This is a genomic window from Streptomyces sp. NPDC002643, assembly GCF_053592555.1.
Window position 1 is genome coordinate 551,246 of the sequence record NZ_JBSFVY010000001.1, and the last position, 23,832, is coordinate 575,077.

A 23,832-nucleotide genomic window follows, 5' to 3' on the forward strand; every position below is an offset into this window, starting at 1 on the left:
TGAGCCGTGCCGTACGGGAGTTGAGCCGTGCCGTGGGGCAGCGTCGGGCGCCGGCGGGTCGAGCGGTCGGCGCCTGCTGAGCAAGGTAGAGGATTGTTGAACGATCCCTCAATACCCATGTTGTTTCGTTCTTGTGTCTGCGGTTGAATTCCGGGCATGGCCGCCGAATTGACCGACCTCGCCGACGACCGGGCCCTGCTGGGCCGGACCAGCACCGCCGAGCGGGTCTCGGACATCCTCCGTGGCCGGATCGCCGAGGGTTTCTTCCCGCCCGGCACACGGTTGTCGGAGGACAGCATCGGCGGCGCCCTCGGTGTCTCCCGCAACACCCTCCGCGAGGCGTTCCGCCTGCTCACCCATGAACGGCTCCTCGTCCACGAACTCAACCGGGGCGTCTTCGTCCGGGTGCTCACCGTCGAGGACGTCGAGGACATCTACCGCACCCGCCGCCTCGTCGAGTGCGCCGTCGTACGCGGTCTCGGCGACCCGCCGTATGCCCTCGACGGGCTCGACGAAGCCGTCGCGGACGGGCAGCGGCTGGCCCGTGAGAACGACTGGAAAGGCGTCTCCACCGCCAACATCCACTTCCATCGCGAACTGGTCGCCCTCGCGGGCAGCGCCCGCACCGACGAGCTGATGCGCAGCGTCTTCGCCGAACTCCGGCTGGCCTTCCACGTGGTGGACAATCCACGCAAACTGTACGAGCCGTATCTGGCTCGAAATCTACGGATTCTGCAGACGCTGCAGAGCGGGCAGCGGGACGAGGCCGAGCGGATGCTGGAGGAGTACCTCGACGACTCGCTGAAGGGGCTGGTGGCGGTGTACGGCCGCCGGGTGGCCGAGGCGCCGTAGCGGTGGCCCCGTAAGCGGTCCTGCCCGGCTCACGCACGTCGGCCACGGGGGGCCGCCGAGGGCCGCGGTCCGGCGCAGCCCGTTCGTTTGGGCCGTTGTCAGACCCAGGACCTAGTCTGTGCACCGTGACTTCGCCTGCATCGACGGACAGTGTTCCGCCCCAGCTCAGCGCGGGGCCGCGCCCCGCGCTGGGTCCGGCCGCCGACGAGGGGCTGGCGCGGCGGCTGCGCGCGCTCGCCTGCACCGCGCCGCTGCACGACCTGGACGCGCGCAAGGCGAACCTCGCCGGTGAGTACTCGGTGTACGGCATGGCCGAGGTCGCCCTCGCCGCCATCGACCTGGTCACACTGAACATGGACTTCGACACGGGCGCCGACCACGACCAGATCGTCGCCCGGCTCATCCCCCGCATCGCCGCGCAGGCCCCGCAGCGGCCCGTCGAGGAGCACGAGCGCGTCGCCCGCTGGGTCCTGGAGAACCTGATCAACGTCGGCAGCGTCGACCGCGGCTTCCGGGCGGTGTACGGCACCTTCGCGCCGGACGGCACGTATGTGCGCCGGGACTACGACTTCAAGCTGATCGAGGAGGTCCCCGGTTACGGGGGCGGCGTCTACCTCCGCACGACCGACGAGGCCGTCAACGTCCTGGTGGGTGCCCTCGACACCGATGTCACCAGCGCCCAGATCGCCGCCGAGGTCAAGCTGGAGGTGCTGATCAGCCGGGGGCGACTCGCCGACGCCCAGCTCGCCGCCGAGCAGGCCCGGTACCGCACGGTGCAGTACTCGGAGACGCTACGGAAGGCGCTGGACGCGACGCGGCGCAACGTCCGCGCGGTCGACTGGCTCCACGGTGTGCCCGACATGATCGCCGAGGCGCTCGACCACGTCGCCGATCGCTATCGCCACGAGAACGCGATCCTCACCAACATCCGCAAGGCCCGTGACGAGTCCGAGGACCCCGAGCAGAAGCGGCGCGCCGCCGAGCTGGTCGACATCGTCAAGGACTGCATCCGCCGGCACACCCAGCTGCAGTCCCGGCTGCTGGAGGCCGGGCCCCTGTTCCGCGCCGAGCAGGACCGGCAGGCCTTCGCCACGCCGATGACGACGTCGGGGATAGACCTGTACGGGCATCTGATCGCGCCGCTGCTGCCGCTGCCGGTCGAGCGGGCGCGGAAGGTGACCGACGCGTTCTTCGCCCGTGGGGCCGGGATGCGTACGCCGGGTTCCGTGCGCCTCGGGGATCTCGTGGAGCTGCTGTTCACGCCGCCGGTGGAGCGGGAGCATCTGGGGGCCGAGATGCCTGAGCCGGATCTGATCGCCACACCGGACGACAGCCGGTTCAGTGAGGAGCAACTGGCTGCCGCCATGGCGTTGCTGGACCTGCCTTCCGATGCGCCTCGGCGGCTGTCGGGGCTGCTGGCGGAGGCTCGGTTGGCCGATGCCGAACTGCCTTATCTGGTCGCGCTCTTGGCCGTGCACGCAGCCAGTCCGGCGGTGGGGACGGCTTACCGGCAAGGGGAGGAGAAGCTGTTGTTCGCCGTGGACGACGGGACGGAGCTGGACGATCCCGAGTTCGGTGGGGCCGACTTGATCGTGGGGACGGCTCTGTTGGACGCCGTAGGGATGGCGGCGGATCGTTCGGAGGCAGCGTGAACGCTCCGCTGGGAGAGCCGGGAAACCGCTGGTCGTGGTTGGCCTGCGGGTCGTATGTGGTGGGGAGTTTCTGCCGTGAGTGAGCATGTCGAGTGGAGTGAGCCGGAGGCTGTCGCCGCACCGGCGAACGCCGCCGTCACCCCCGCCGACGCCGCCGATGCCGCTCGGCTCGTCGCCTTCGGGCTTCAGCCCAAGCTCCAGCCCGCCCGGGATCAGGAGTACGGCGATCTGCTGCGGCGGTATCGGGAGGACCCGCCGTTCGCCCGGCTCGCCGATGCCGTGGCCACCGGGCTCGGGCTTGTCGTGCTGGAGGTGTCGCCTCGGGCGGGCATGGCGGTGACGGCCGCCGAGGACTCGGTATTCGCCGTGCGCATGGGGGACTACGCGCGGCGGACCTCCGCCGACTCCGTCGACCGGTTTCTGCACGGGCTTGCCCATCTCGCCGTGGCCGCCATGGCGTTCCCCCGGCCCGAGGACCTCGCCGACGACGGGTACATCGGCCGGGTCTCGGTGAACGGGGTCGACGCCTTCGTACGGCAGGCCTGCCGACGGCTTGAGGAGCGAGCCGAGGAGCAGGGGGAGAACACCGATCCGGAGAGCGACGCGCCCGGGCTGGAGGCGGCCTGGCGGATCTGGGCGAGACGCAGTTCCACCGGGGCCACCAAGGACGCGCGACGGCTCGCCGGGTCGACCACCGGCATCGTGGGCAAGGCGGTCGGGTTCCTCACCGATTCCGGCTTTCTGCAGCGCACGGGAGACGACAACGGCGGTACGTACCGGACGACCGCCCGCTATCAGCTCCAGGTGCGGGACATGGCGGGCAGCGCCGCGATGGCCGAGCTGCTGGAGCTGGGCGTGGTCCCGGTCACCGACGGCACCGCCACGCTGCTGCCCGCCGAGGACAACGACGACCTGGAGTTGGTGGCCGACGCCGGACTGCCCTTCCACTCCTGACCGGCCCCGGCCCGATCGAGTGCGGTCTTGATCGACTCCGGTCCTGACCGGCCGGGTCACCCGCCGCACCGGCCGTGCCGACGACAACGGCCCCACCGGCCGCCCTCACGGCGGCCCCGTACGAACCACCGTCACAACCGCGAAAGTCCGCCGCCATGTACGAGCTGTCCCGGGTCCGCCTCTACTCCATCGGTCCTGCCGGTGCGCGTTACGCCGACACCGTGCTGGACCTGCGCGGTGTCGGCGAGCCCGTGCCCGACCCCGCGCCGCAGCAGGCGGAGTTCTTCGAGGAGGAGCCCGTCGGCCCGCCGCGCCGCCCCGCGCCCGCCGGTGTGCTCTTCCTGGAGAACGGCGGCGGCAAGTCGGTCCTGCTCAAGCTGATCTTCTCGGTGATGCTGCCGGGCCACCGCAACACCCTGGGCGGCGCCAGCTCGGGCGTACTGCGGAAGTTCCTGCTCGCGGACGACTGCGGGCATGTCGCCCTGGAGTGGCAGCACACGCTCACCGGTGAGTGCGTCGTCGTCGGCAAGGCGAGCGAGTGGCGGGGGCGGCAGGTCTCCAACGATCCACGAAAGTTCGCGGAGGCTTGGTACTCGTTCCGGCCCGGCCCCGGGCTGAGCCTCGACAACCTCCCCGTCGCCGAGTCCACCGCCGTACGCCCGCCGGTCGAGGGCGCGTCCGGAGCCCACGGGCGGCGGCGGACCATGAAGGGGTTCCGGGACGCCATCACCGAGGCCGGGAAGGCGTATCCGCATCTCGAAGTGCACTGGGAGGAGATCCACGACCGCTGGAACGAACATCTGACCGACCTCGGACTCGACCCCGAACTCTTCCGCTACCAGCGGGAGATGAACGCCGACGAGGGCGAGGCCGCCGGTCTCTTCGCGGTGAAGAAGGACTCCGACTTCACCGATCTGCTGCTGCGGGCCGTGACGGACACACGGGACACCGACGGCCTCGCCGATCTGGTCGGCGGCTTCGGCAACAAGCTGGGCCGGCGGGCCGAGTTGATCGCCGAGCGGGACTTCACCGCCGGGTCCGTGGATCTGCTCGGGCGGATCGTCGAGGCCGCCGAGGGACGGTCGCGCGCGCGGGACATCCACGCCGGTGCCGAGCGGCGGACCCGCACCCTGGCCCGGCGGCTGTCCGCACGAGCCACGAGGGAGCGGATGCGGGGCACCGACCTCGCCCAGCGCGTCACCGCCGCCGCGTACGCCGTCACGCACGCCGAGGGCGCCCGGGAGCGCAGTGCCCTGATCGCGGCCGAACTGGCCTACCGCCACGCCTCGTTGGCGCTGGCCGCCGCCGAGAAGTCGGCCGCCGCGCAGAAGCGCGAGCTGGCCGACGCCCGCACCCTGCACTCCGCCTGGCAGGCCGCCGAGGCCGTGCTCCGCCACCGTGCCGCCGCCGACCGGGTCGCCCGCGTGGCCGCCGCGATCCAGGAGGCCGAGCGGGACGCCGCCCCGGCCCTCGCCGCCCGCGCCAAGGCCGCCGTCGACCTCGTACGAGCCCTGCACGCGGCCGCCGAGAGCGCCGAGGAGCTGGCGAACGAGGGGGAGGAGCGGTCGGCCGCCCTTCAGGAGGTCGGCGAGGCCGCCTACCGTGACTCCACCGCCGCCGCCACCGAGGCCCAGCGCGCCCGCAGCGAGATCGGGCATCTGAAGCAGCGGCTCAGCGAGGTCGAGCAGGAGACCGCCGAGGCCGTACGCGCCGGTTGGCTCGACGACAGCGCGCCCGACGCCGATCCCGCACGCGCCGCGCTCGCCGCCAGTGACGCCGAGAAAACCGCTGTCGCCGCTTGGGACACCGCCCGGGATGCCTCTCGTCGTGCCTCCGAGCACGCCCGGGAGGCCTCGACCGCCGAGTCCCGTGCGGAGCTGACGGCCGCGCGGGCGGCGGACGCGGCGATCGCCGCCGAGCGCCTGTACGACGGGGAGCGGCGTACGGCCGAGGCCCTGGCGGCGGAGGAGCGGCTGGCGGAGCTGTTGAGTCTGCCGAAGGCCGGTGGCGGTCGGCCGCGGGCCGGGGTGCCAGTGCCGCGCCGGGGCGATGAGGAGGCCGGCGGCACCGCCCCGGCAACCGGTGGTGCGAGCACCTCGGACGTCCCCGAAGGCCCCCTCACCGCCGAGGAGTTGGACCGCTTCGCGGACGAACTGCGGGAGCTGCTCGACGAGAAGGTGTCGTCGGCCGAGCGGCACCTCTTCGAGCTGCGTACAGCCGCTGCCGACGACTCGCGCATCCTCGGCGCCCTCGGCGACGGCGGGCTGCTGCCGCCGGGGCCGGATGTGCTGGCGACCGTCGAGTTCCTCGGCGAGCACGGCATCCCCGCCCTCCCTGGCTGGCGGTACCTCGCCCAGGCCGTGGACCCCGTCGACCACGCACGCGTGCTCGCTGCCCGACCGGAGCTGGTCGACGGTGTGATCATCACCGACCCGGACTCGCATGCCCGCGCCCGCGAGGCGCTGAGCGACGCCGCGCTGCTGCCACGGTCCGCCGTGGCCGTCGGTACGGCCGCCGCTCTGCTGGCCCCGGCACCACCCGTGGGCTCGGGGAACGGCCCTTCCTCCGATGTGTTCCTCGTACCGCCGAACCCGGCCATGCACGACGAGCACGCCGCCGACGAGGAGCGGCAGGCCTTGCGTGCGCGGGCGACCGAGCGGGACGAGGAGATCCGGACCCTCGCCGCCCGGCTCGGCAAGGACCGGGAACTCGCGGCACGGCTCGCCTCCTGGCGCACAGGGTGCCCGGCCGGACGGCTCACCGAGCTGGCGGCGGCCGCCCAGGAAGCGCGGGCCTTCGCCGAGGAGTCCGAGGCTGAGCTGGCCGAGGCACGGACCGTACGGGCCGAGACCGAGGAGGCGGCGGCCGAGGCCGCGCAGGTCCGGGACGAGCGACAGGAGGCCGCGCAGAAGGCCCGGCGCGCAGCCGACGCCCTCGCCGGCCTCGCCTTCCGGCTCCGCGAACGCGCCGGCTGGCAGGTCAAGCTGCGCGAACTCGCCGACGAGGCCACCGAGTCCGAGGTCCGCGCCCAGGCCTGCCTGGAGCGGGCGCGCGCCGCCGACGAGGACCGTCGCGGTACCCAGCGCGCCGCCGACGACGCCCGCCGCACGGCGCGTGCGCTGCGCGCCGAGCGCGCGGAGATCGCGGGCGCCCCCGACGACGTACCGGAAGCCGACTCCGACACCCCGAAGCAGCCGCTGGCCGCCCTGCGCGAGGCCTATCGAGCCGCCTCGCAGGTGTACGAGAAGGTCGGTGTCGGCGCCGATCTGAGGGCCGAGCAGGCGCGGGCCGAGAGCGACGAGAGCGCCTCCCTCGCCGAACTGGACCGGCTCAGCAACAAGGTGCGCAACCGCGCCGAGCAGCTGTTGCAGTCCCCGGACGGCTCCGACGGCCCCTCCCGGCAGGCCGCCGCCGCACGGGCGGAGGAGCTGGTTCAGCTGCTGGAGACCCGGATGTCCACCGCGAGCGAGCAGCTCGGGCGGTTGCGCGGCGAGGCCGAGCGACACGCCCCCGAGGACGGCGAGGCGCACACCGGGCTGCCCGAGGAGTTGCTGCCGCGCGACGCCGACCACGCCCAGGCCCTGCTGCGCACAGCCACCGCCGAACTCGCCTCCCGCACGGAAGCGTTGGCCCAGGCCCGTGAGGCCCACGCCGAGTTGCTGGACACCCACCGCGCCGCCGAGGACGCGGCCGGCGGCTTCGACGAGACCGCCGCGCTGCTGCGCGACCTCCTGCGCGACCACACCCCGGACGACGACCAGGAGGAGCCCGAGCCCTACCCCGGCGGCCTGGACGAGGCCCGCAAGTCCGCCGCCGAGGCCCGCCGCTCGCTGCGCGGCTGCGCCGCCGACCTCTCCACCGCCGAGAGCGCCGTACGAGAGGCGAGCGACGTCCTCGTACGCCATGCCAACTCCACGCGCTACGAGCAGGTCCGCACCCCCGCCCGTCAGCAGATCCGGGAGCTGCCCGCGTCCGCGCTGCCCGAGCACGCCCAGAAGTGGGCCGAGGCGTTCGCGCCCCGACTCCGGGTCCTGACCGATGAGTTGGCGCAGCTGGAGCGCAATCGCGACTCGATCGTGGACCGGCTGCGGGGCCTCGTGGAGTCCGCCCTCGCGACGCTGCGATCCGCCCAGCGGCTGTCCCGGCTGCCCGAGGGCCTGGGGGAGTGGTCAGGCCAGGAGTTCCTGCGCATCCGCTTCGAGGAGCCCGATCAGGCCACGCTCACCGAACGGTTGGGCGAGGTCGTCGACGAGGCGACCCGCGCGGCCGTCAAGAAGAACTCCGATCTGCGCCGCGACGGTATGTCCCTGCTGCTGCGCGGCGTCAGCGCCGCCCTCCAGCCCAAGGGCGTCGCCGTCGAGATCCTCAAACCCGACGCCGTACTGCGCGCCGAGCGCGTTCCCGTCGGCCAGATGGGCGACGTCTTCTCCGGCGGCCAACTCCTCACCGCGGCCATCGCCCTGTACTGCACGATGGCCGCGCTGCGCAGCAACGACCGGGGCCGCGACAGACACCGCCACGCCGGCACCCTGTTCCTCGACAACCCCATCGGCCGCGCCAACGCGACATACCTGCTGGAGTTGCAGAGGGCGGTCTCGGACGCCCTGGGTGTCCAGCTCCTCTACACGACAGGCCTGTTCGACACGACAGCTCTGGCGGAGTTCCCCCTGGTCATCCGTCTGCGCAACGACGCCGACCTGAGGGCGGGCCTGAAGTACATCAGCGTCGAGGAACACCTCCGCCCCGGCCTGCCACAGCCACCGCAGGCGGGCGAGGCGGTCCACAGCGAGATCACGGCGACGAGGATGTTCAAGCGGCCGATGCCTTCCGGTGCCTCGTAGGCGGGCGGCACTTCAAAGGGCGCCTCTTGAGCGGGCTTCGCCCCTTAAGGGGCGCGGGGAACTGCGCGATCAGCCACAATGAACCCGCAGTCGCCCCACCTCCTGAAGTCCCTCCCCCTTAGGCATCCCCCCTCAAGAGATCCGCACAGTTCTCCCCGATCACCATCGTCGTAATACACGGATTCACGGTCACCAGATCCGGCATCACCGACCCGTCCGCTACCCGCAGCCCCTTGACCCCCTTGACCCGCAGCCGCGCGTCCAGCGGGGCCGAGGGATCGTCGTCGGCGCCCATCTTCACCGTGCAGGCCGGGTGGTAGACGGTGTTGTGCGTCTTCTGGACGTAGTCGAGCAACTCGTCGTCCGACCGGACGTCCGGCCCGGGCGCCAGTTCGGCCCCGGCCCACCCGGCGAGGGCCGGCTGCGAGGCGATGCGCCGGGCGAGCCGGAGCCCGTACGTCATCACGCGTACGTCGTGCTCGTGGGTGAAGTAGCGCGGGTCGACCTTCGGCTTGTCGCGATAGTCCCGGGTGCGGAGTCGTACGGTGCCCCGGGACCTGGCCCGTGTGACGTTCGGCGTCAGACAGAACGCGTTCTCGGAGGTGGGGTAGCCGTGCCGGGCCGTGTTCATGTCGAACGGGACGGACCCGTAGTGGAACATCAGATCGGGTCGGTCGAGGCCGGGCTCGGTGTCGTAGAAGATTCCGGCCTCCCACCACTGGCTGGATGTGGTCGTCATCGGTTGCTTGGCCTCCCACATGATGACGCCCTCGGGGTGGTCCTGGAGGTTCTCGCCGACGCCCGCCGCGTCCACGACGACCTCGACACCCATCTCGCGCAGGTGTTCGGCGGGGCCGATTCCGGACAGCATCAGCAGCTTCGGGGTGTCGATGGCGCCGCAGGACACGATGACCTCGCGCCGGGCGCGCACCGTTCGGCTGTGGATGAGGTCGGGGTCGAGGTACTCGGCGCCGACGCAGCGCCGCCCGTCCAGGACCAGCTTCTTGGCGCGTACGCCCGTTCGTATGTGCAGGTTGGGTCGCTTGCCCATGATCGGGTGGAGGTACGCGACCGAGGAGGACTGCCGGATGTTGTTCTCGTCGGAGTTGATCTGGAACCAGTTGGCGCCCCGGACGACGGTGCTGCCGGTGTTGAAGGGGGTCGTGGGGATGCCCGCCTGGGCGCAGGCCTCCAGCAGGGCGGAGCCGCACGGGTCCTCGCCCTTCAGCGTGCGCAGCTTGACCGGGCCGGTGCGGCCGTGGTGGTCGCCGGGGGCGTCGTTGTTCTCCAGGCGCCGGTAGAGCGGGAAGAGGTCGGCCGCCGACCAGCCCGTGCAGCCGGCGGCGGCCCAGTCGTCGAGGTCCTCCGCCGGGGCCCAGAAGGCGATGCAGGAGTTGTGGGAGGAGCAGCCGCCGAGGACCTTCGCCCTCGCGTGCCGCATAAAGCTGTTGCCGCTGGTCTGGGGCTCGACCGGGTAGTCCCAGTCGTAGCCGGACTCCAGCAGGCCCATCCAGCGTTCCAGCTTCAGCACGTCGTCGTCGCCGACGTCGCTGGGGCCGGCCTCCAGTACGCACACCGTGATCGACGGGTCTTCGGAGAGACGGGCCGCGACCACGTTTCCGGCGGTGCCGCCGCCGACCACGACATAGTCGAACTCGTCATCGAAGTCGTTTGCGGGCATGGCGAATCGATCTCCTTGCTCGGGGTGTTTCGTGTGTTGTCGCGCTGCGTCGGGGGTGGGAGCCGATGGGGGCGGGGTGCGGCCCTTCAGGCCGGGGTGTTCAGCCGGCCGTCGGAGGAGTGGTGGACGGGGTCGGCGGTGTGGGTGGTGCGGGCGGTGTCATCGGTGCGGCCTGGGCGTCGGCGGTTTCCAGGCGGTGTTCGGCGAGGACGCCCGTGCGGTGGCGCTGGACGAACCAGTAGTAGGCGAAGCCGCCGCCGGCGATGATCCCGACGAACAGGACCGCGCCCCACCTGAGGTACCAGTGGAAAGGGGCGCTCGCGTTGTAGACGGAGGCGCGCGGCCAGATCAGATTGAGGGTCATGGCGGCCCCCCACACCACGGCGACGATGTTGACGAGGAGCCCCCAGCGGCCGAGGGAGAACCTGCCGTCCCCGGCGGGCTGCCACCTGCCGCGCAGCCGCGCCACCAGCATCGGCGCGGTGACGCCCAGATAGGCCAGGTAGATCATGATGATGCCGATGCTGGTGACCACGGTGAAGATCTGCGGCTGACGGATGTTCACGACCAGGATCGCCAGGGCCAGAACACCGATGATCACGGCGGGGAGGACCGGCGTCTGGAAGCGCGGGCTGACCTTGGCCAGCAGCGAGGACGCGGGCAGGTTGTTGTCCCGGGCCATCGCGAAGGCCAGCCGGATCGCCGCCGTGTGCACGGCCAGCGCGCACACCGTGACCGCGATCAGCACACACCACAGCATCGCCTTGCCGGCCGTCGGCCCGAGCACATCCAGGACGACGTACTGCAGACCGTCCGTGGACAGTTGCTCGCCCTTCAGGCTGGACACGCTCATCAGCGCGAGCAGCAGGATCAGGCCACCGAGGACGAAGGAGGCGACGATCGCGCGGATGATGGCGCGCGGTGCGTTGCGGGACGGGTCCAGCGACTCCTCGCCGAGCGACGCGGCCGTGTCGAAGCCGTACATGACGTACGCGGACGCCAGCGAGGCCACGAGGAACGCGCCCAGGTAGCCGGTGCCGTAGCCCGCTCCGGTGCCGTTCGTCTCCATGACCACCTGCGGGCCACGGGTGATGTGCACGGCGAACAGCACGATCAGGACGACCGTGGCGATCAACTCGATGAACACGCCCGCCGTGTTGATCGTGGCCATCAGCTTCACGCCGAAGGCATTCACCAGCGTGGTGAACAGGATCAACACCGCGGCCAGGATGACCGCGTTGGTCGCCACGTCGTACTTGCCGGTGCCGTCACCGACCACCTGGAACACATCGGAGATCTGCGGCAGCGTCAACTGGTAGGCGAGCGCCACCGCCGCGATCGACACGATGGAGGCGATCAGCATCATCCAGCCGGCGAGCCAGCCGAGATGCGGATTGCCTATCTTCTTCGACCAGTTGTAGACCGAGCCCGCCACCGGGAAGCGGGCCGCCAGTTCGGCGAAACAGAGCGCCACCATGAACTGGCCGACGAACACCATCGGCCACGACCACCAGTACGCGGGGCCGCCGCTGCCGTAGCCGAAGTAGAACAGCTGGAAGGTGCCGGTGAGGATGGAGATATAGCTGATCCCGGCCGCGAAGGTGTGGAAGTTGCCGAGGGTGCGCTTGAGTTCGGGCTTGTAGCCGAACTCGGCGAGTTCGGCGTCGTCCTCGGTGCCGTCCTTGGCGTTCTGCGGTCCGGTCGGATGGTCGATCGTCGTCATGAGCGGACTCCTGGGGGCCTTGGGGGAGAGGGAGTGGCTCCTGCGGGTGCCGAAAGCGGTGAGGGGGTCAGGCGAACCAACCCTGAGGCTTCGGGGCGGTGTTGCGCCAGATGTGCTTCGCCTCGCGGTACTCGGCGAGCCCCGCGGGACCGAGTTCGCGGCCGAAACCGGACTGCTTGAAGCCGCCCCACTCGGCCTGCGGCACATACGGGTGGTAGTCGTTGATCCACACCGTGCCGATCCGCAGCCGGGCCGCGACCCGCTGCGCCCTGGCCTCGTCCGTCGTCCATACGGCGCCCGCGAGCCCGTAGACGGTGTCGTTGGCCAGTCGCACGGCCTCGTCCTCGCCGCGGAACCGCTCCACGGTCAACACCGGCCCGAACGACTCGTCCTGGACCACGGACATCGTGCTCGCGCACTCGTCCAGCACGGTCGGCAGATAGTAGAAGCCCTTGTCGTACACCCCGCCGGACGGCCGCTCGCCGCCGCAACGCAGTACCGCGCCCTCCGCGATGCCCTTGGCGACGTACTCCTCGACCTTCGTACGATGGGCCGCCGAGATCAGCGGCCCCGTCTGCGCCCGCTCGTCGAACGGCCCCCCGAGCCGGATCTCCCGCGCCCGCCGTACGACCTCGTCGACGAACCGGTCGTGCAGCGAGTCCTCCACCAGCAGCCGTGCCCCCGCCGAACACACCTGCCCCGAGTGCAGGAACACCGCGGTCAGCGCCATGTCGACGGCCGTGTCGAAGTCGGCGTCGGCGAACACGATGTTCGGGTTCTTGCCGCCGAGTTCCAGCGCGACCTTCTTCACCGTGCCCGCGGCGGCCGCCATCAGCCGACGGCCCGTCAGCAGGCCACCGGTGAAGGAGAGCAGGTCCACATCCGGGTGCTCGGCGAGTGGAGCGCCCGCCTCGGGCCCGGCGCCGAGCACCAGGTTGGCCACACCGGCCGGCAGCCCCGCCTCCTCCAGAAGCCGCATCAGATGGACCGCGGTGTGCGGAGTCAACTCGCTCGGCTTCAGCACGAACGTGTTGCCCGCCGCCAGCGCCGGGGCGACCTTCCAGGCCGTCTGGAGCAGCGGATAGTTCCACGGGGTGATCAGCGCGCACACCCCGACCGGCTCGTACACGACCCGGCTGTCGACCGTCCGCGACCCGGTGTCGACGACCCGGCCCGTCTCCTCGGTGGCCGCACGCCCGAAGTACCGGAAGCAGTTCACGATGTCGTCGATGTCGTACTCGCTCTCCACCAGCCGCTTACCGGTGTCGAGGGACTCGGCGCGGGCGAGCGCGTCCTTGTCGCGTACGAGGAGATCGGCGACCCGGAGCAGCAGCTCACCGCGGTCGACGGCAGGGGTGGTGGGCCAGGGGCCCTCGTCGAAGGCCAGACGGGCGGCCGCGATCGCCTCCTCCGTGTCCCCGCCGTCCGCCTCGTCGACGATCGCGACCAGGCTGCCGTCGGCGGGGCAGCGGATCTCCCGTGTCCCCCCGCCGCGTGCGGACCGCCACGCTCCGCCGATGAAAAGTTCGGGCATGTCTCTCGTTCCTCCTGGTCAGCGCCGTGCGAGGCGCTCCGGCGGCTGAGCGCCTAACCGGGGAGGCTCGTTCCATGCCAAATGTGACGGTCAACACGCCTGGTCAGAAGGGCAGCGGGGTGGCCCTACGGGTGCGACAGCTGCCCGGCACCACCCCGCTGACGTATCCGCTCCTGGGCGCGCTCCGCCGCCCGAGCCTCACGCCGGGCACGGCGCCGCTCGCGCCGCAAGGCGCGCGCACTGCTGCTGGGGACCGACACCACGCCATTGCGCTGGCTCCACACCTGTCGGGTGACCCAGACGTCCAGCACGCCCCAGGTCGCCATGACCGTGCTTGCCACACTGCTCAGCACCATGGGGAACGCCAGCCAGGAACCCGCCAGGGTGCACAGGACCGCCACCATGGCCTGGACCAGCGTCACCGCGATGATGATGACCGCGCGCACCGCCGCCGTCCGCACCGGATCGGGCAGTCGCCGCTTGCGCGCGGGCTCCTCGATCCACAACGGCCGGTAATACACCCGCTCTTCGGCCGCCCCGCCGTCCCTCATGGCGATCTGCCGCTCCTCCGCCGCGGCACCCTCGCCCGCCGGGAGGTCGTCCTCCGGTGTCTGAGCGCCCGGCGCCGACGACTCCGGCGCCACCGCACCTTCCCCGGGCGCCAGGCGCCGCTCAGCCGTGCCCATCAACGTGTCACTCCCCACCGCCGGTCGACCAAGAGCACCCGGATCACGCGATCCGGCCCCCCACTGGTGCCCGACTTCCTCCGATTTACGCCACCTGGGAGAGTCATGCGGGGTCTGTGGCCCATTCCGCCCCCCATTCCCGTACAGAAAGACGATCGACGTGCGCCGAAGATTCCCGAAGAACGAAAAAATCCGGCCAACCGCCCCGACTTCCCAGACGCGCCGCGACCGGTTCAAGTTCCCGACAGCGGGCGGCAATCTCCCCCAATGAGCGGACAACTCCCCATGTCCGGTTCAGCCCTGGCGGGATGTGCGTTCGGACAGCCCTTCGAGATACCTGTGTGTCGGTAGTAGGCTCTCGCCGTTTGTTGACGCACATGTGTGCCCCCAGGTCGGGTGGGGGTCAAGCTGGGGGAGGCCATGCGCTTTCGCGGGAAATCGATCCGCCGGAAGATCGTGGCACTGCTGCTTGTGCCCCTGGTGTCCCTGACCGCGGTCTGGGCGTTCGCCACGGTGCTGACGGGCCGTGAGGCGAGCGATCTGTTCCGGGTGGCGGACATTGTCGAGAAGGTCGGCTTCCCCACCGAGGACACCATCCGCGTCCTCCAGCAGGAACGCCGTCAGACCCTCGTCTATCTGGCCGACCGCGACGCCCCCGACGCGCTCGACGCCCTCGGACGCAGCCGCGACGCCACCGACCAGGCCGTCGAGGAGTTCCGCGCCCACGCCGACGACGCCGAACTGCGGGACGAGATGGGCGAAGCCACCGCCCAGCGGCTCACGGCGATCCAGGAGGCCCTCGACGGACTGTCCGCCCTGCGCACCAGCGTCGAACAGGGCACCGTCGACGTGCCCCGGGCCCTCAACGAGTACAACGGCCTGGTCGACCCCTGCTTCTCCCTCCTCGCCAACCTCCCCGCCCTCGACAACGTCGAGATGGACAAGCAGGGCCGCGCGCTGATCAACCTCGGCCGCGCCCGTGAACTCCTCTCCCGCGAGGACGCCCTGTTCAGCGCCGTCCTCGTCAAGGGCCGGATCAGCCGCGACGAGATCCGCGACTTCTCCGACCTCGTCGCCCAGCGCACGCTGATGTATGAGATCAGCCTGCCCCTGCTGCCCTCCGACGACCGCGACCGCTTCGACCGCTACTGGAAGAACGCCAACACCGCGCCCCTGCGCTCCGTCGAACAGGCCGTCATCGCCTCCACCCCCGGCCGCTCCGCCGGTGTCAGCGCCAAGAGCTGGGACACCGCCGTGGAACCCGTGCTCTCCGACCTCCGCGAACTCAGCGTCGACGCCGGCGACCGCTACCAGGACCGCGTCCGGCCCCTGGCCACCAATGTCATCCTCAAGGCGGTCATCGGCTGCGTCCTCGGCCTCGTCGCCCTCCTCCTCTCTCTCTTCATGTCCGTACGCATCGGCCGGGTCCTCATCCGTGACCTGCGCCGACTCCGCCAGGAGGCCCACGACACCGCCGGGGTGCGGCTGCCCAGCGTGATGCGCCGCCTCGCCGCCGGCGAACAGGTCGACGTCGAGACCGAAGTACCGCGGCTGGAGTACGACAAGAACGAGATGGGCGAGGTCAGCCAGGCCCTCAACACCCTGCAGCGGGCCGCCGTCGAAGCCGCCGTCAAACAGTCCGAACTCCGCAGCGGCATCTCCGAGGTCTTCGTCAACCTCGCCCGGCGCAGCCAGGTCCTGCTCCACAAGCAGCTCACCCTCCTCGACACCATGGAGCGCCGGACCGACGACACCGACGAACTCGCCGACCTGTTCCGCCTGGACCACCTGACCACCCGTATGCGCCGGCACGCCGAGGGCCTGGTCATCCTCTCCGGCGCCGCCCCGTCCCGGCAGTGGCGCAAACCCATCCAGCTCATGGACGTGGTCCGCGCCGCCGTCGCCGAGGTCGAGGACTACGAGCGCATCGAGGTCCGCCGACTGCCCCGCGTCGCCGTCACCGGCCCCGCAGTCGCCGACCTCACCCACCTCGTGGCCGAACTCCTCGAGAACGCCACGGTGTTCTCGCCCCCGCACACCGCCGTGCAGGTCCTCGGCGAGCGCGTCGCCAACGGCTTCACCCTGGAGATCCACGACCGCGGCCTCGGTATGGCGGCCGAGGCGCTCCTCGACGCCAACCTCAAACTCGCCGAGACCCCCGACTTCGAACTCTCCGACACCGACCGGCTCGGCCTCTTCGTGGTCAGCCGTCTCGCCCAGCGGCAGAAGGTCCGCGTCTCCCTCCAACCGTCGCCGTACGGCGGCACCACGGCCGTCGTCTTCATCCCCGACGCCCTGCTCACCGACGACGTCCCGGACACCAACGGCATCGGCTTCCGTCTCGACCGCGTCCACCCCAGCCGCGAGGCCGAGTTGGAGGAGGAGCGCAAGGCCGCCCTCTCCCAGGTGCCGGTACGCCTTCCGGGGCTGTCCGCCGGCATCCTCGACGGCCCGGTCGAGCTGGAAGCACCCGTCGACCTGGACCCGCTCGGTGGTTTCCCGGCCGTCCTGGAGGACGAGGACGGCGAAGAGGGCGGTCTGTTCCGCCGCGCGCTTACCGGAATCACCGACGACCAGCAGCAGCCTCCGGCGCGCGGTGGCGAGGCGGCGCCCGCCCAGCTCACCGACCCCGACCCGACGGTCGGTCCCGTGCCGCTGCCGCAGCGCCGGACACCCCATCTGGTCAGCTCGCACGGCCGCCCGGTGACGGGCCCGAGGCCCAGGCGCCCGGAGGACGAATCCGAGCAGCACGGGGAGCCGGGGATCGCCGACACCCGGCCGCTCACCGCACTGCCGCAGCGCCGTCGCACGACCGCGCCGAGCGACACGACCCCGACGACCCCGCAACTGGCCGCAGGGGCAACCACCCCGCGTACGGACACGACGGCCGACCAGGCAGAATCGGCACAGAGCCCGCTGCCGCGTCGAGTCCGACAGGCCAACCTGGCACCGCAGTTGAAGAACGGCCCCGAGCGGCGGGGCGAGCGAGACAGGGCCCGCCCCGCACAGGGACCGGACCCCGCCGAGCGCGACGCCGACGAGGTACGCAACCGCATGGCCTCGCTCCAGCGGGGGTGGCAGCGGGGCCGCGAGGAGAACGCCGAGGGCACCGATGCCCGGGACGTCTCAGCACCACGAGGAACGAAGGGGGACGGTCGATGACCGCACCGAATGCCGCAGGTCCCACCGCGAACGGTACGTCCGGAGAGCTGAACTGGCTCCTGGACGACCTGGTGGAGCGCGTCGCCAGCATCCGCAAGGCGCTCGTGCTCTCCGGCGACGGACTGCCCACGGGCGTCTCCAAGGACCTCACCAGAGAGGACAGCGAGCACCTGGCCGCTGTCTCCTCCGGATTCCACAGCCTCGCCAAGGGTGTCGGCCACCACTTCGAGGCGGGCAACGTCCGCCAGACCGTCGTTGAGCTCGACGAGGCCTTCCTGTTCGTCACGGCCGCCGGTGACGGCAGCTGCCTCGCCGTCCTGGCCGACTCGGGCGCCGACATCGGGCAGGTCGCCTACGAGATGACGCTGCTGGTCAAGCGGGTCGGCGTCCACCTGGGCTCCGCCCCGCGCAGCGATGCGCGCCAGGGCGGGTAGTGGGATGGCATGAGCCGAGACGGTCAGGGAAGCAGCCACTGGTTCGACGACGACGCCGGACCCGTGGTCCGTCCGTATGCGATGACACGGGGGCGCACCAGCCACGCGGTCCAGCACCGCCTGGATCTGATCGCCGTCGTCGTCACCGAACCGCATGTCGACGACCCGGAGGAGGACCACTCGCTCGCCCCGGAGCACGTCCGGATCGTCGAGCTCTGCCGTGACACCCCGCAGACGGTGGCCGAGCTGGGCGCCGAGCTGGACCTGCCCGTCGGCGTGATCCGCGTCCTCGTCGGAGACCTCGTGGACGAGGAACTCGTCCATGTGACACGTCCCGTACCGCCCGCCGAGCTGGTGGACGAGAGTATTCTGCGCGACGTGATCAACGGCCTCCGGGCGCTCTGAGCAGCGCGGAAGCGGAGTGGATACGTGACAGGCTGGCAGTTCTGGGTCGACCGGGGCGGTACGTTCACCGATGTCGTCGCGCGCCGACCGGACGGCCGCCTGCTCACCCACAAACTCCTCTCCGACAACCCCGCGCGGTACGCGGACGCGGCCGTCGCGGGAGTCAGGGAGCTCCTCGACGGCTCCGACGCCCCCATCGAGGCCGTCCGCATGGGCACCACCGTCGCCACCAACGCCCTGCTGGAGCGCACCGGCGAACGCACCCTCCTCGTCATCACCCGGGGCTTTCGCGACGCCCTGCGGATCGCCTACCAGAACCGACCGCACATCTTCGCCCGCGAGATCCAGCTCCCCGAACTGCTTCACGAGCGGGTCGTCGAGGTCGACGAACGCATCGGCGCCGACGGCACCGTCCTGCGCGCCCCCGACCTGGACGCCCTCGCCGACGACCTCCGATCGGCGTACGACGACGGCATCCGCGCGGTCGCCGTCGTCTGTATGCACAGCCACCTCCACCCCGCCCATGAACAGGCCGTCGGTGAGCTGGCGGCCCGGATCGGCTTCCCCCAGATCTCGCTGTCCAGCGAGGTCAGCCCCCTCATGAAGCTCGTCCCGCGCGGGGACACGGCCGTCGTCGACGCCTACCTGTCGCCCGTGCTCCGCCGCTACGTCCGGCATGTCGCCGACGAACTGCGGGGCGTACGGCTGATGTTCATGCAGTCCAACGGAGGGCTCACCGAAGCCGGCCAGTTCCGCGGCAAGGACGCCATCCTCTCCGGGCCGGCCGGTGGCATCGTCGGCATGGCCCGTATGTCGCAACTCGCCGGCTTCGACCGGGTCATCGGCTTCGACATGGGCGGCACCTCCACCGACGTCTCGCACTTCGCCGGCGAGTACGAACGGGCCTTCACCACCCAGATCGCCGGTGTGCGCCTGCGGGCGCCCATGCTGGACATCCACACCGTCGCCGCAGGTGGTGGCTCCGTGCTGCACTTCGACGGCTCCCGCTACCGCGTAGGGCCGGACTCGGCGGGCGCGGACCCGGGCCCCGCCTGCTACCGGGCGGGCGGCCCGCTCACCGTCACCGACGCCAACGTCGTGCTCGGCCGTATCCAACCCGCCCACTTCCCCCAGGTGTTCGGGCCCGACGGCGACCGGCCGCTCGACGACGCCCTGGTCCGCGAGCGCTTCGCCGACCTGGCGCGCGAGATCCGCGACCGCACCGGCGACGACCGCACCCCCGAGCAGGTCGCCGAGGGCTACCTCCAGATCGCGGTGGCCAACATCGCCAACGCCGTCAAACGGATCTCCGTCCAGAAGGGCCACGACGTCACCCGCTACGCGCTCACCACCTTCGGTGGAGCGGGCGGTCAGCACGCGTGCATGGTTGCCGACTCGCTCGGCATCCGTACCGTCCTCGTCCCGCCCATGGCCGGGCTGCTCTCCGCGCTCGGCATCGGCCTCGCCGACGCCACCGCCATGCGTGAGCAGTCCGTGGAGGCCCCACTGGAGCCGACCTCCATGCCCGGCGTCCTGGACACCGCCGGCGACCTGGAGAGCGCCGCCCGCGCCGAACTCCTCGCCGAGGACGTCCCCCAGGACCGTATCCGCGTCACCCGCCGCGCCCAGCTGCGCTACGACGGCACCGACACCGCCCTGACCGTCGAGCTGACCGAGCCCGACACCATGCGGCGCTCCTTCGAAGAACGTCATCGCGCCACGTACTCCTTCACCCTCGACCGACCGATCGTCGTCGAAGCCCTCTCCGTGGAAGCCACCGGCCTCACCACACCCCCCGATCTCTCCGCCCTCGCCCCGTACGAAGGCCGCACCGCCACCCCCCGGACGGTCAGCCTCCACACCGGCGGTGCCTGGCACGACGTCCCCCTGCACCGCCGCGAGGAACTGGCCCCCGGCGAATCCGTCACCGGCCCCGCGATCATCGCCGAGGCCGGCGCGACGACCGTCGTGGACGACGGCTGGCGGGCCGCGACGACCCACGACGGGCATCTGGTCATGGAACGCGCGGCCGTCACGGAGAGTTCCGATCACGGCACGAAAAGTGATCCGGTTCTGCTGGAGGTCTTCAACAACCTCTTCATGTCCATCGCCGAACAGATGGGCGCCCGACTGGAGTCCACCGCCCAGTCGGTCAACATCAAGGAACGCCTCGACTTCTCCTGCGCCCTCTTCGACCCCGACGGCAATCTGGTCGCCAACGCCCCGCACATCCCCGTGCACCTGGGCTCCATGGGCACCAGCGTCAAGGAGGTCATCCGCCGACGCGGCACCACCATGCGGCCGGGCGACACCTACGCCGTCAACGACCCGTACCACGGCGGCACCCACCTGCCCGACATCACGGTCATCACCCCGGTCTTCGACACACAGGGTGACCGCATCCTGTTCCACGTAGCCTCGCGCGGCCATCACGCCGAGATCGGCGGCATCCAGCCCGGCTCCATGCCGGCGAACAGCCGCACCATCGACGAGGAGGGCATCCTCTTCGACAACTGGCTCCTCGCCGAGAACGGCCGCTTCCGCGAACAGGAGACCCTCCGCCTCCTCACCGAGGCACCCCATCCCTCCCGCAACCCCGGCACCAACCTCGCGGACCTGCGCGCCCAGATCGCCGCCAACCGCAAAGGCGTCGACGAAGTCGTCCGTATGATCGACGACTTCGGGCTCGATGTCGTCCAGGCGTACATGAGCCACGTCCAGGACAACGCCGAGGAAGCCGTGCGCCGCGTGATCGACGCCCTCGACGACGGCGAGTACACCTACGAGACCGACTCCGGTGCCGTCATCCGCGTCGCGGTGCGCGTGGACCGTGAGAACCGCTGCGCGACCATCGACTTCACCGGCACCTCCGCACAGCTCGCCGGCAACTTCAACGCACCCTACGCCGTGGTCAACGCGGCCGTCCTGTACGTCTTCCGCACCCTCGTCGCCGACGACATCCCGCTCAACGACGGCTGTCTGCGCCCCCTCGACATCGTCGTCCCGCCCGGCTCCATGCTGTCCCCGGAACCTCCGGCCGCCGTCGTCGCGGGCAACGTCGAGACCTCACAGGCCATCACCGGCGCTCTCTACGCCGCCCTGCGCGTCCAGGCGGAGGGCTCCGGCACCATGAACAACGTCACTTTCGGCAACGAACGCCACCAGTACTACGAGACCATCGCCTCCGGTTCGGGCGCCGGTGACGGCTTCCCGGGCGCACCCGTCGTACAGACGCACATGACCAACTCCCGGCTCACCGACCCCGAGGTCCTGGAGTGGCGTCTGCCCGTCCGACTGGAGGAGTTCGCCGTCCGAAGGGGCAGCGGCGGCGACGGACGGTGGCGCGGCGGCGACGGTGCCGTACGCCGTATCCGCTTCCACGAGCCGATGACCGTCTCCACGCTGTCGCAGCACCGCAGGGTCCCGCCCTACGGGATGGCCGGCGGCGCACCCGGAGCGCTGGGCGTCAACCGGGTGGAGCGCGCGGACGGCGCCGTCGTGGAACTCGGCGGGAGCGATGCGGTGGACATCGGCCCCGGCGACGTACTAGTCATCGAAACCCCGGGCGGCGGGGGCTACGGGCCACCACCGCGCGACAACCATCCAGCAGGAGAAAGAGACCGATGATCCTCGGGCGCACTGAGCGCGGCACACCCCCGGTCGAGCCCGTCACGCTCAAGATTCTCGTGGCCGGCGGCTTCGGCGTGGGCAAGACGACTTGCGTCGGCGCGGTCAGCGAGATCAAACCGCTGCGCACCGAGGAGGTGCTCACCGAGGCCGGCCGCCCGTTCGACGACACCAGCGGCGTGGAGGCCAAGACGACCACGACCGTCGCCATGGACTTCGGGCGCATCACCCTGCGCGAGGACCTCGTCCTGTACCTCTTCGGGACGCCAGGCCAGGACCGTTTCTGGTTCCTCTGGGACGAGTTGGCGACCGGCGCCCTGGGCGCCGTGGTGCTCGCCGACACCCGGCGTCTGGAGGACTGCTTCGCCGCCGTCGACTACTTCGAGCGCCGATCCATCCCCTTCGTGATCGCGGTCAACTGCTTCGAGGGCGCCGCACGCTACCCGGCCGAGACCGTCCGTCAGGCCCTCGACCTCGATCCCGATGTGCCCGTCGTCCTGTGCGACGCGCGCCGCCGGGAGTCGGTCAAGGAGGTCCTCGTCGCCGTCGTCCGCCACGCGATGACCTACGCGACGGAGAACCGCCAGACTGTCACCACCTGAGAAGCGGCCCGTACCCCCGCCGACCGGGGTACGAGCCGCAGCCTCAGAGCACGCGCGCGTGAGCCTCGCTTCATATGGACGACCACACGCGCGCGTGGAGCCCGATCGGCCTGAACGACGCACACGCGCGTGGAGCCCGATCTCAGCTCGGGTCGTCCTCGTGCCAGTCCAGGCTCTTCTCCACGGCCTTGCGCCACTTGTGGTACTCGCGGTCACGGACGGAGGCATCCATGGCCGGCGCCCACTCGACGTCCTTCTGCCAGTGCGACTTCAGTTCGTCGAGGTCGTTCCACACCCCGGTGGCGAGTCCGGCGGCGTACGCGGCGCCCAGGCAGGTCGTCTCCGACACCTTGGGGCGGATCACCGGAACGTCCAGGACATCGGCCTGGTGCTGCATCAGGAGGCCGTTCCTGGTCATACCGCCGTCGACCTTGAGCGCTGTGATGTGCACGCCGGAGTCCTGGAACATGGCGTCCACGACCTCACGCGTCTGCCAACTCGTCGCCTCCAGCACCGCCCGCGCGAGATGCGCCTTGGTGACGTACCGGGTCAACCCGGTGATGACACCGCGCGCGTCCGAGCGCCAGTAGGGCGCGAACAGACCCGAGAACGCGGGCACGATGTACGCCCCGCCGTTGTCGTCGACACTCGCGGCCAGGGTCTCGATCTCGTCGGCGGTACGGATGATCCCGAGCTGGTCGCGGAACCACTGCACCAGGGCGCCCGTGATCGCGATCGAGCCCTCCAGGCAGTACACCGGGGCCTCGTCGCCGATCTTGTACCCCATGGTCGTCAGCAGCCCGCTCTTCGACGGCACGGGCCGGTTCCCGGTGTTGAGCAGCAGGAAGCTGCCGGTGCCGTAGGTGTTCTTGGCGGCTCCCACGTCGTAGCAGGCCTGCCCGAACACCGCCGCCTGCTGGTCGCCGAGCGCCGACGCGACGGGGACGCCCGCGAGAGGGCCCACGGCGGTGCCGTACACCTCGGCGGAGGACCTGATCTCCGGGAGGACCGCCTCCGGGACGTCCATCGCGGAGAGGATCGAGGCGTCCCACTGGAGGGTGTCCAGGTTCATCAGCATGGTGCGCCCGGCATTGGTGACGTCGGTGACATGCCGTCCGCCGTCCGTGCCCCCGGTGAGGTTCCAGATCAGCCAGGAGTCGATCGTGCCGAAGGCGATCTCGCCGCGCTCGGCGCGGGCCCTGAGCCCCGGCACGTTGTCGAGCAGCCAGGCGGCCTTCGGCCCGGAGAAGTAGCTGGCCAGCGGTAGCCCGGTCTGCTCACGGAAACGATCCTGCCCGTCCGTGCCGCCGAGTTCGGTACAGAGCGCGGAGGTTCGGGTGTCCTGCCAGACGATCGCGTTGTGCACGGGTTTGCCGGTGGCGCGGTCCCACAGGACCGTCGTTTCACGTTGGTTGGTGATGCCGAGCGCGCTGATCTGGTCCGCGCGCAGGCCCGCTTTGGCGATCGCACCGGCGACCACCGCCTGCACCTTCGACCAGATCTCGGTGGCGTCGTGCTCCACCCAGCCGGGCTTGGGGAAGATCTGACGGTGCTCGCGCTGGTCGACGGCGACGATCGCACCGCCCTGGTCGAAGACGATGCAGCGGCTGGAGGTGGTGCCCTGGTCGATGGCGGCGACGTACTTCTGGGCGTTGTCCGGCATGACATCCCCTTACGTG

General features: G+C 70.9%; 13 protein-coding genes and 1 pseudogene. 9 read left to right on the top strand and 5 right to left on the bottom strand.

Going from position 1 to position 23,832, the window contains the following annotated elements:
• Window positions 1–156: 156 nt before the first annotated feature.
• The 4 genes from ACWD4G_RS02455 to ACWD4G_RS02470 all read left to right on the top strand — a co-directional run bounded on the left by ACWD4G_RS02455 (window position 157) and on the right by ACWD4G_RS02470 (window position 8,299).
• Window positions 157–852: a GntR family transcriptional regulator gene (locus ACWD4G_RS02455; protein ID WP_451290239.1), complete on the top strand. Its 696-nt coding sequence runs from the start codon at window positions 157–159 to the stop codon at window positions 850–852.
• A gap of 125 nt (window positions 853–977) precedes the next feature.
• A complete protein-coding gene (locus ACWD4G_RS02460; RefSeq protein WP_451290240.1) occupies window positions 978–2,504 on the top strand; it encodes a hypothetical protein in 1,527 nt (508 codons plus the stop codon).
• Window positions 2,505–2,579: 75 nt separating this feature from the next.
• Window positions 2,580–3,458 (top strand): hypothetical protein, encoded by an 879-nt coding sequence (locus ACWD4G_RS02465; protein WP_451290241.1) that lies wholly within the window; start codon window positions 2,580–2,582, stop codon window positions 3,456–3,458.
• A 155-nt stretch (window positions 3,459–3,613) separates the two neighbouring features.
• Window positions 3,614–8,299, top strand: coding sequence for a hypothetical protein (locus tag ACWD4G_RS02470; RefSeq protein ID WP_451290242.1), 4,686 nt, complete (start codon window positions 3,614–3,616; stop codon window positions 8,297–8,299).
• Between the two features lie 118 nt (window positions 8,300–8,417).
• On the opposite strand, the gene ACWD4G_RS02475 is transcribed toward ACWD4G_RS02470, so the two are convergent.
• The 4 genes from ACWD4G_RS02475 to ACWD4G_RS02490 all read right to left on the bottom strand — a co-directional run bounded on the left by ACWD4G_RS02475 (window position 8,418) and on the right by ACWD4G_RS02490 (window position 13,923).
• Window positions 8,418–9,980 carry a GMC family oxidoreductase gene (locus ACWD4G_RS02475; protein WP_451290243.1) on the bottom strand — a complete coding sequence of 521 codons (1,563 nt, stop codon included), beginning with the start codon at window positions 9,978–9,980 and terminating at the stop codon, window positions 8,418–8,420.
• Window positions 9,981–10,080: 100 nt separating this feature from the next.
• Window positions 10,081–11,703: an APC family permease gene (locus ACWD4G_RS02480; protein WP_451290245.1), complete on the bottom strand. Its 1,623-nt coding sequence runs from the start codon at window positions 11,701–11,703 to the stop codon at window positions 10,081–10,083.
• A gap of 67 nt (window positions 11,704–11,770) precedes the next feature.
• A complete protein-coding gene (locus tag ACWD4G_RS02485; RefSeq protein ID WP_451290246.1) occupies window positions 11,771–13,237 on the bottom strand; it encodes an aldehyde dehydrogenase family protein in 1,467 nt (488 codons plus the stop codon).
• A 125-nt stretch (window positions 13,238–13,362) separates the two neighbouring features.
• Window positions 13,363–13,923, bottom strand: coding sequence for a hypothetical protein (locus tag ACWD4G_RS02490; RefSeq protein WP_451290247.1), 561 nt, complete (start codon window positions 13,921–13,923; stop codon window positions 13,363–13,365).
• Between the two features lie 420 nt (window positions 13,924–14,343).
• On the opposite strand from ACWD4G_RS02490, the gene ACWD4G_RS02495 reads away from it, so the two are divergent.
• The 5 genes and pseudogenes from ACWD4G_RS02495 to ACWD4G_RS02515 all read left to right on the top strand — a co-directional run bounded on the left by ACWD4G_RS02495 (window position 14,344) and on the right by ACWD4G_RS02515 (window position 22,153).
• Window positions 14,344–17,085, top strand: coding sequence for a nitrate- and nitrite sensing domain-containing protein (locus tag ACWD4G_RS02495; RefSeq protein ID WP_451290248.1), 2,742 nt, complete (start codon window positions 14,344–14,346; stop codon window positions 17,083–17,085).
• Window positions 17,082–17,519, top strand: a complete 438-nt coding sequence (locus ACWD4G_RS02500) for a roadblock/LC7 domain-containing protein (RefSeq protein ID WP_451290249.1) — start codon at window positions 17,082–17,084, stop codon at window positions 17,517–17,519. Before ACWD4G_RS02495 ends, ACWD4G_RS02500 begins: the two co-directional genes overlap by 4 nt.
• A 9-nt stretch (window positions 17,520–17,528) precedes the next feature.
• A complete protein-coding gene (locus ACWD4G_RS02505) occupies window positions 17,529–17,924 on the top strand; it encodes a DUF742 domain-containing protein (RefSeq protein ID WP_451290250.1) in 396 nt (131 codons plus the stop codon).
• 24 nt (window positions 17,925–17,948) lie between these two features.
• Window positions 17,949–21,567: pseudogene (locus ACWD4G_RS02510) on the top strand (hydantoinase B/oxoprolinase family protein).
• Window positions 21,548–22,153, top strand: coding sequence for a GTP-binding protein (locus ACWD4G_RS02515; RefSeq protein WP_451290251.1), 606 nt, complete (start codon window positions 21,548–21,550; stop codon window positions 22,151–22,153). Before ACWD4G_RS02510 ends, ACWD4G_RS02515 begins: the two are co-directional and overlap by 20 nt.
• 142 nt (window positions 22,154–22,295) lie before the next feature.
• On the opposite strand, the gene glpK is transcribed toward ACWD4G_RS02515, so the two are convergent.
• Entirely contained in the window at window positions 22,296–23,816 is a 1,521-nt protein-coding gene (gene glpK / locus ACWD4G_RS02520) for a glycerol kinase GlpK (protein ID WP_451290253.1), read from the bottom strand.
• Window positions 23,817–23,832: the final 16 nt, after the last annotated feature.

What these genes read in the sequence shown, in the direction of transcription:
- ACWD4G_RS02455 (WP_451290239.1), top strand. Translation starts at nt 157, where the DNA reads ATGGCCGCCGAATTGACCGACCTCGCCGACGACCGGGCCCTGCTGGGC.
- ACWD4G_RS02470 (WP_451290242.1), top strand. Translation starts at nt 3,614, where the DNA reads ATGTACGAGCTGTCCCGGGTCCGCCTCTACTCCATCGGTCCTGCCGGT.
- ACWD4G_RS02475 (WP_451290243.1), bottom strand. Translation starts at nt 9,980, where the DNA reads ATGCCCGCAAACGACTTCGATGACGAGTTCGACTATGTCGTGGTCGGC.
- ACWD4G_RS02480 (WP_451290245.1), bottom strand. Translation starts at nt 11,703, where the DNA reads ATGACGACGATCGACCATCCGACCGGACCGCAGAACGCCAAGGACGGC.
- ACWD4G_RS02485 (WP_451290246.1), bottom strand. Translation starts at nt 13,237, where the DNA reads ATGCCCGAACTTTTCATCGGCGGAGCGTGGCGGTCCGCACGCGGCGGG.
- ACWD4G_RS02490 (WP_451290247.1), bottom strand. Translation starts at nt 13,923, where the DNA reads ATGGGCACGGCTGAGCGGCGCCTGGCGCCCGGGGAAGGTGCGGTGGCG.
- ACWD4G_RS02495 (WP_451290248.1), top strand. Translation starts at nt 14,344, where the DNA reads ATGCGCTTTCGCGGGAAATCGATCCGCCGGAAGATCGTGGCACTGCTG.
- ACWD4G_RS02500 (WP_451290249.1), top strand. Translation starts at nt 17,082, where the DNA reads ATGACCGCACCGAATGCCGCAGGTCCCACCGCGAACGGTACGTCCGGA.
- ACWD4G_RS02505 (WP_451290250.1), top strand. Translation starts at nt 17,529, where the DNA reads ATGAGCCGAGACGGTCAGGGAAGCAGCCACTGGTTCGACGACGACGCC.
- ACWD4G_RS02515 (WP_451290251.1), top strand. Translation starts at nt 21,548, where the DNA reads ATGATCCTCGGGCGCACTGAGCGCGGCACACCCCCGGTCGAGCCCGTC.
- glpK (WP_451290253.1), bottom strand. Translation starts at nt 23,816, where the DNA reads ATGCCGGACAACGCCCAGAAGTACGTCGCCGCCATCGACCAGGGCACC.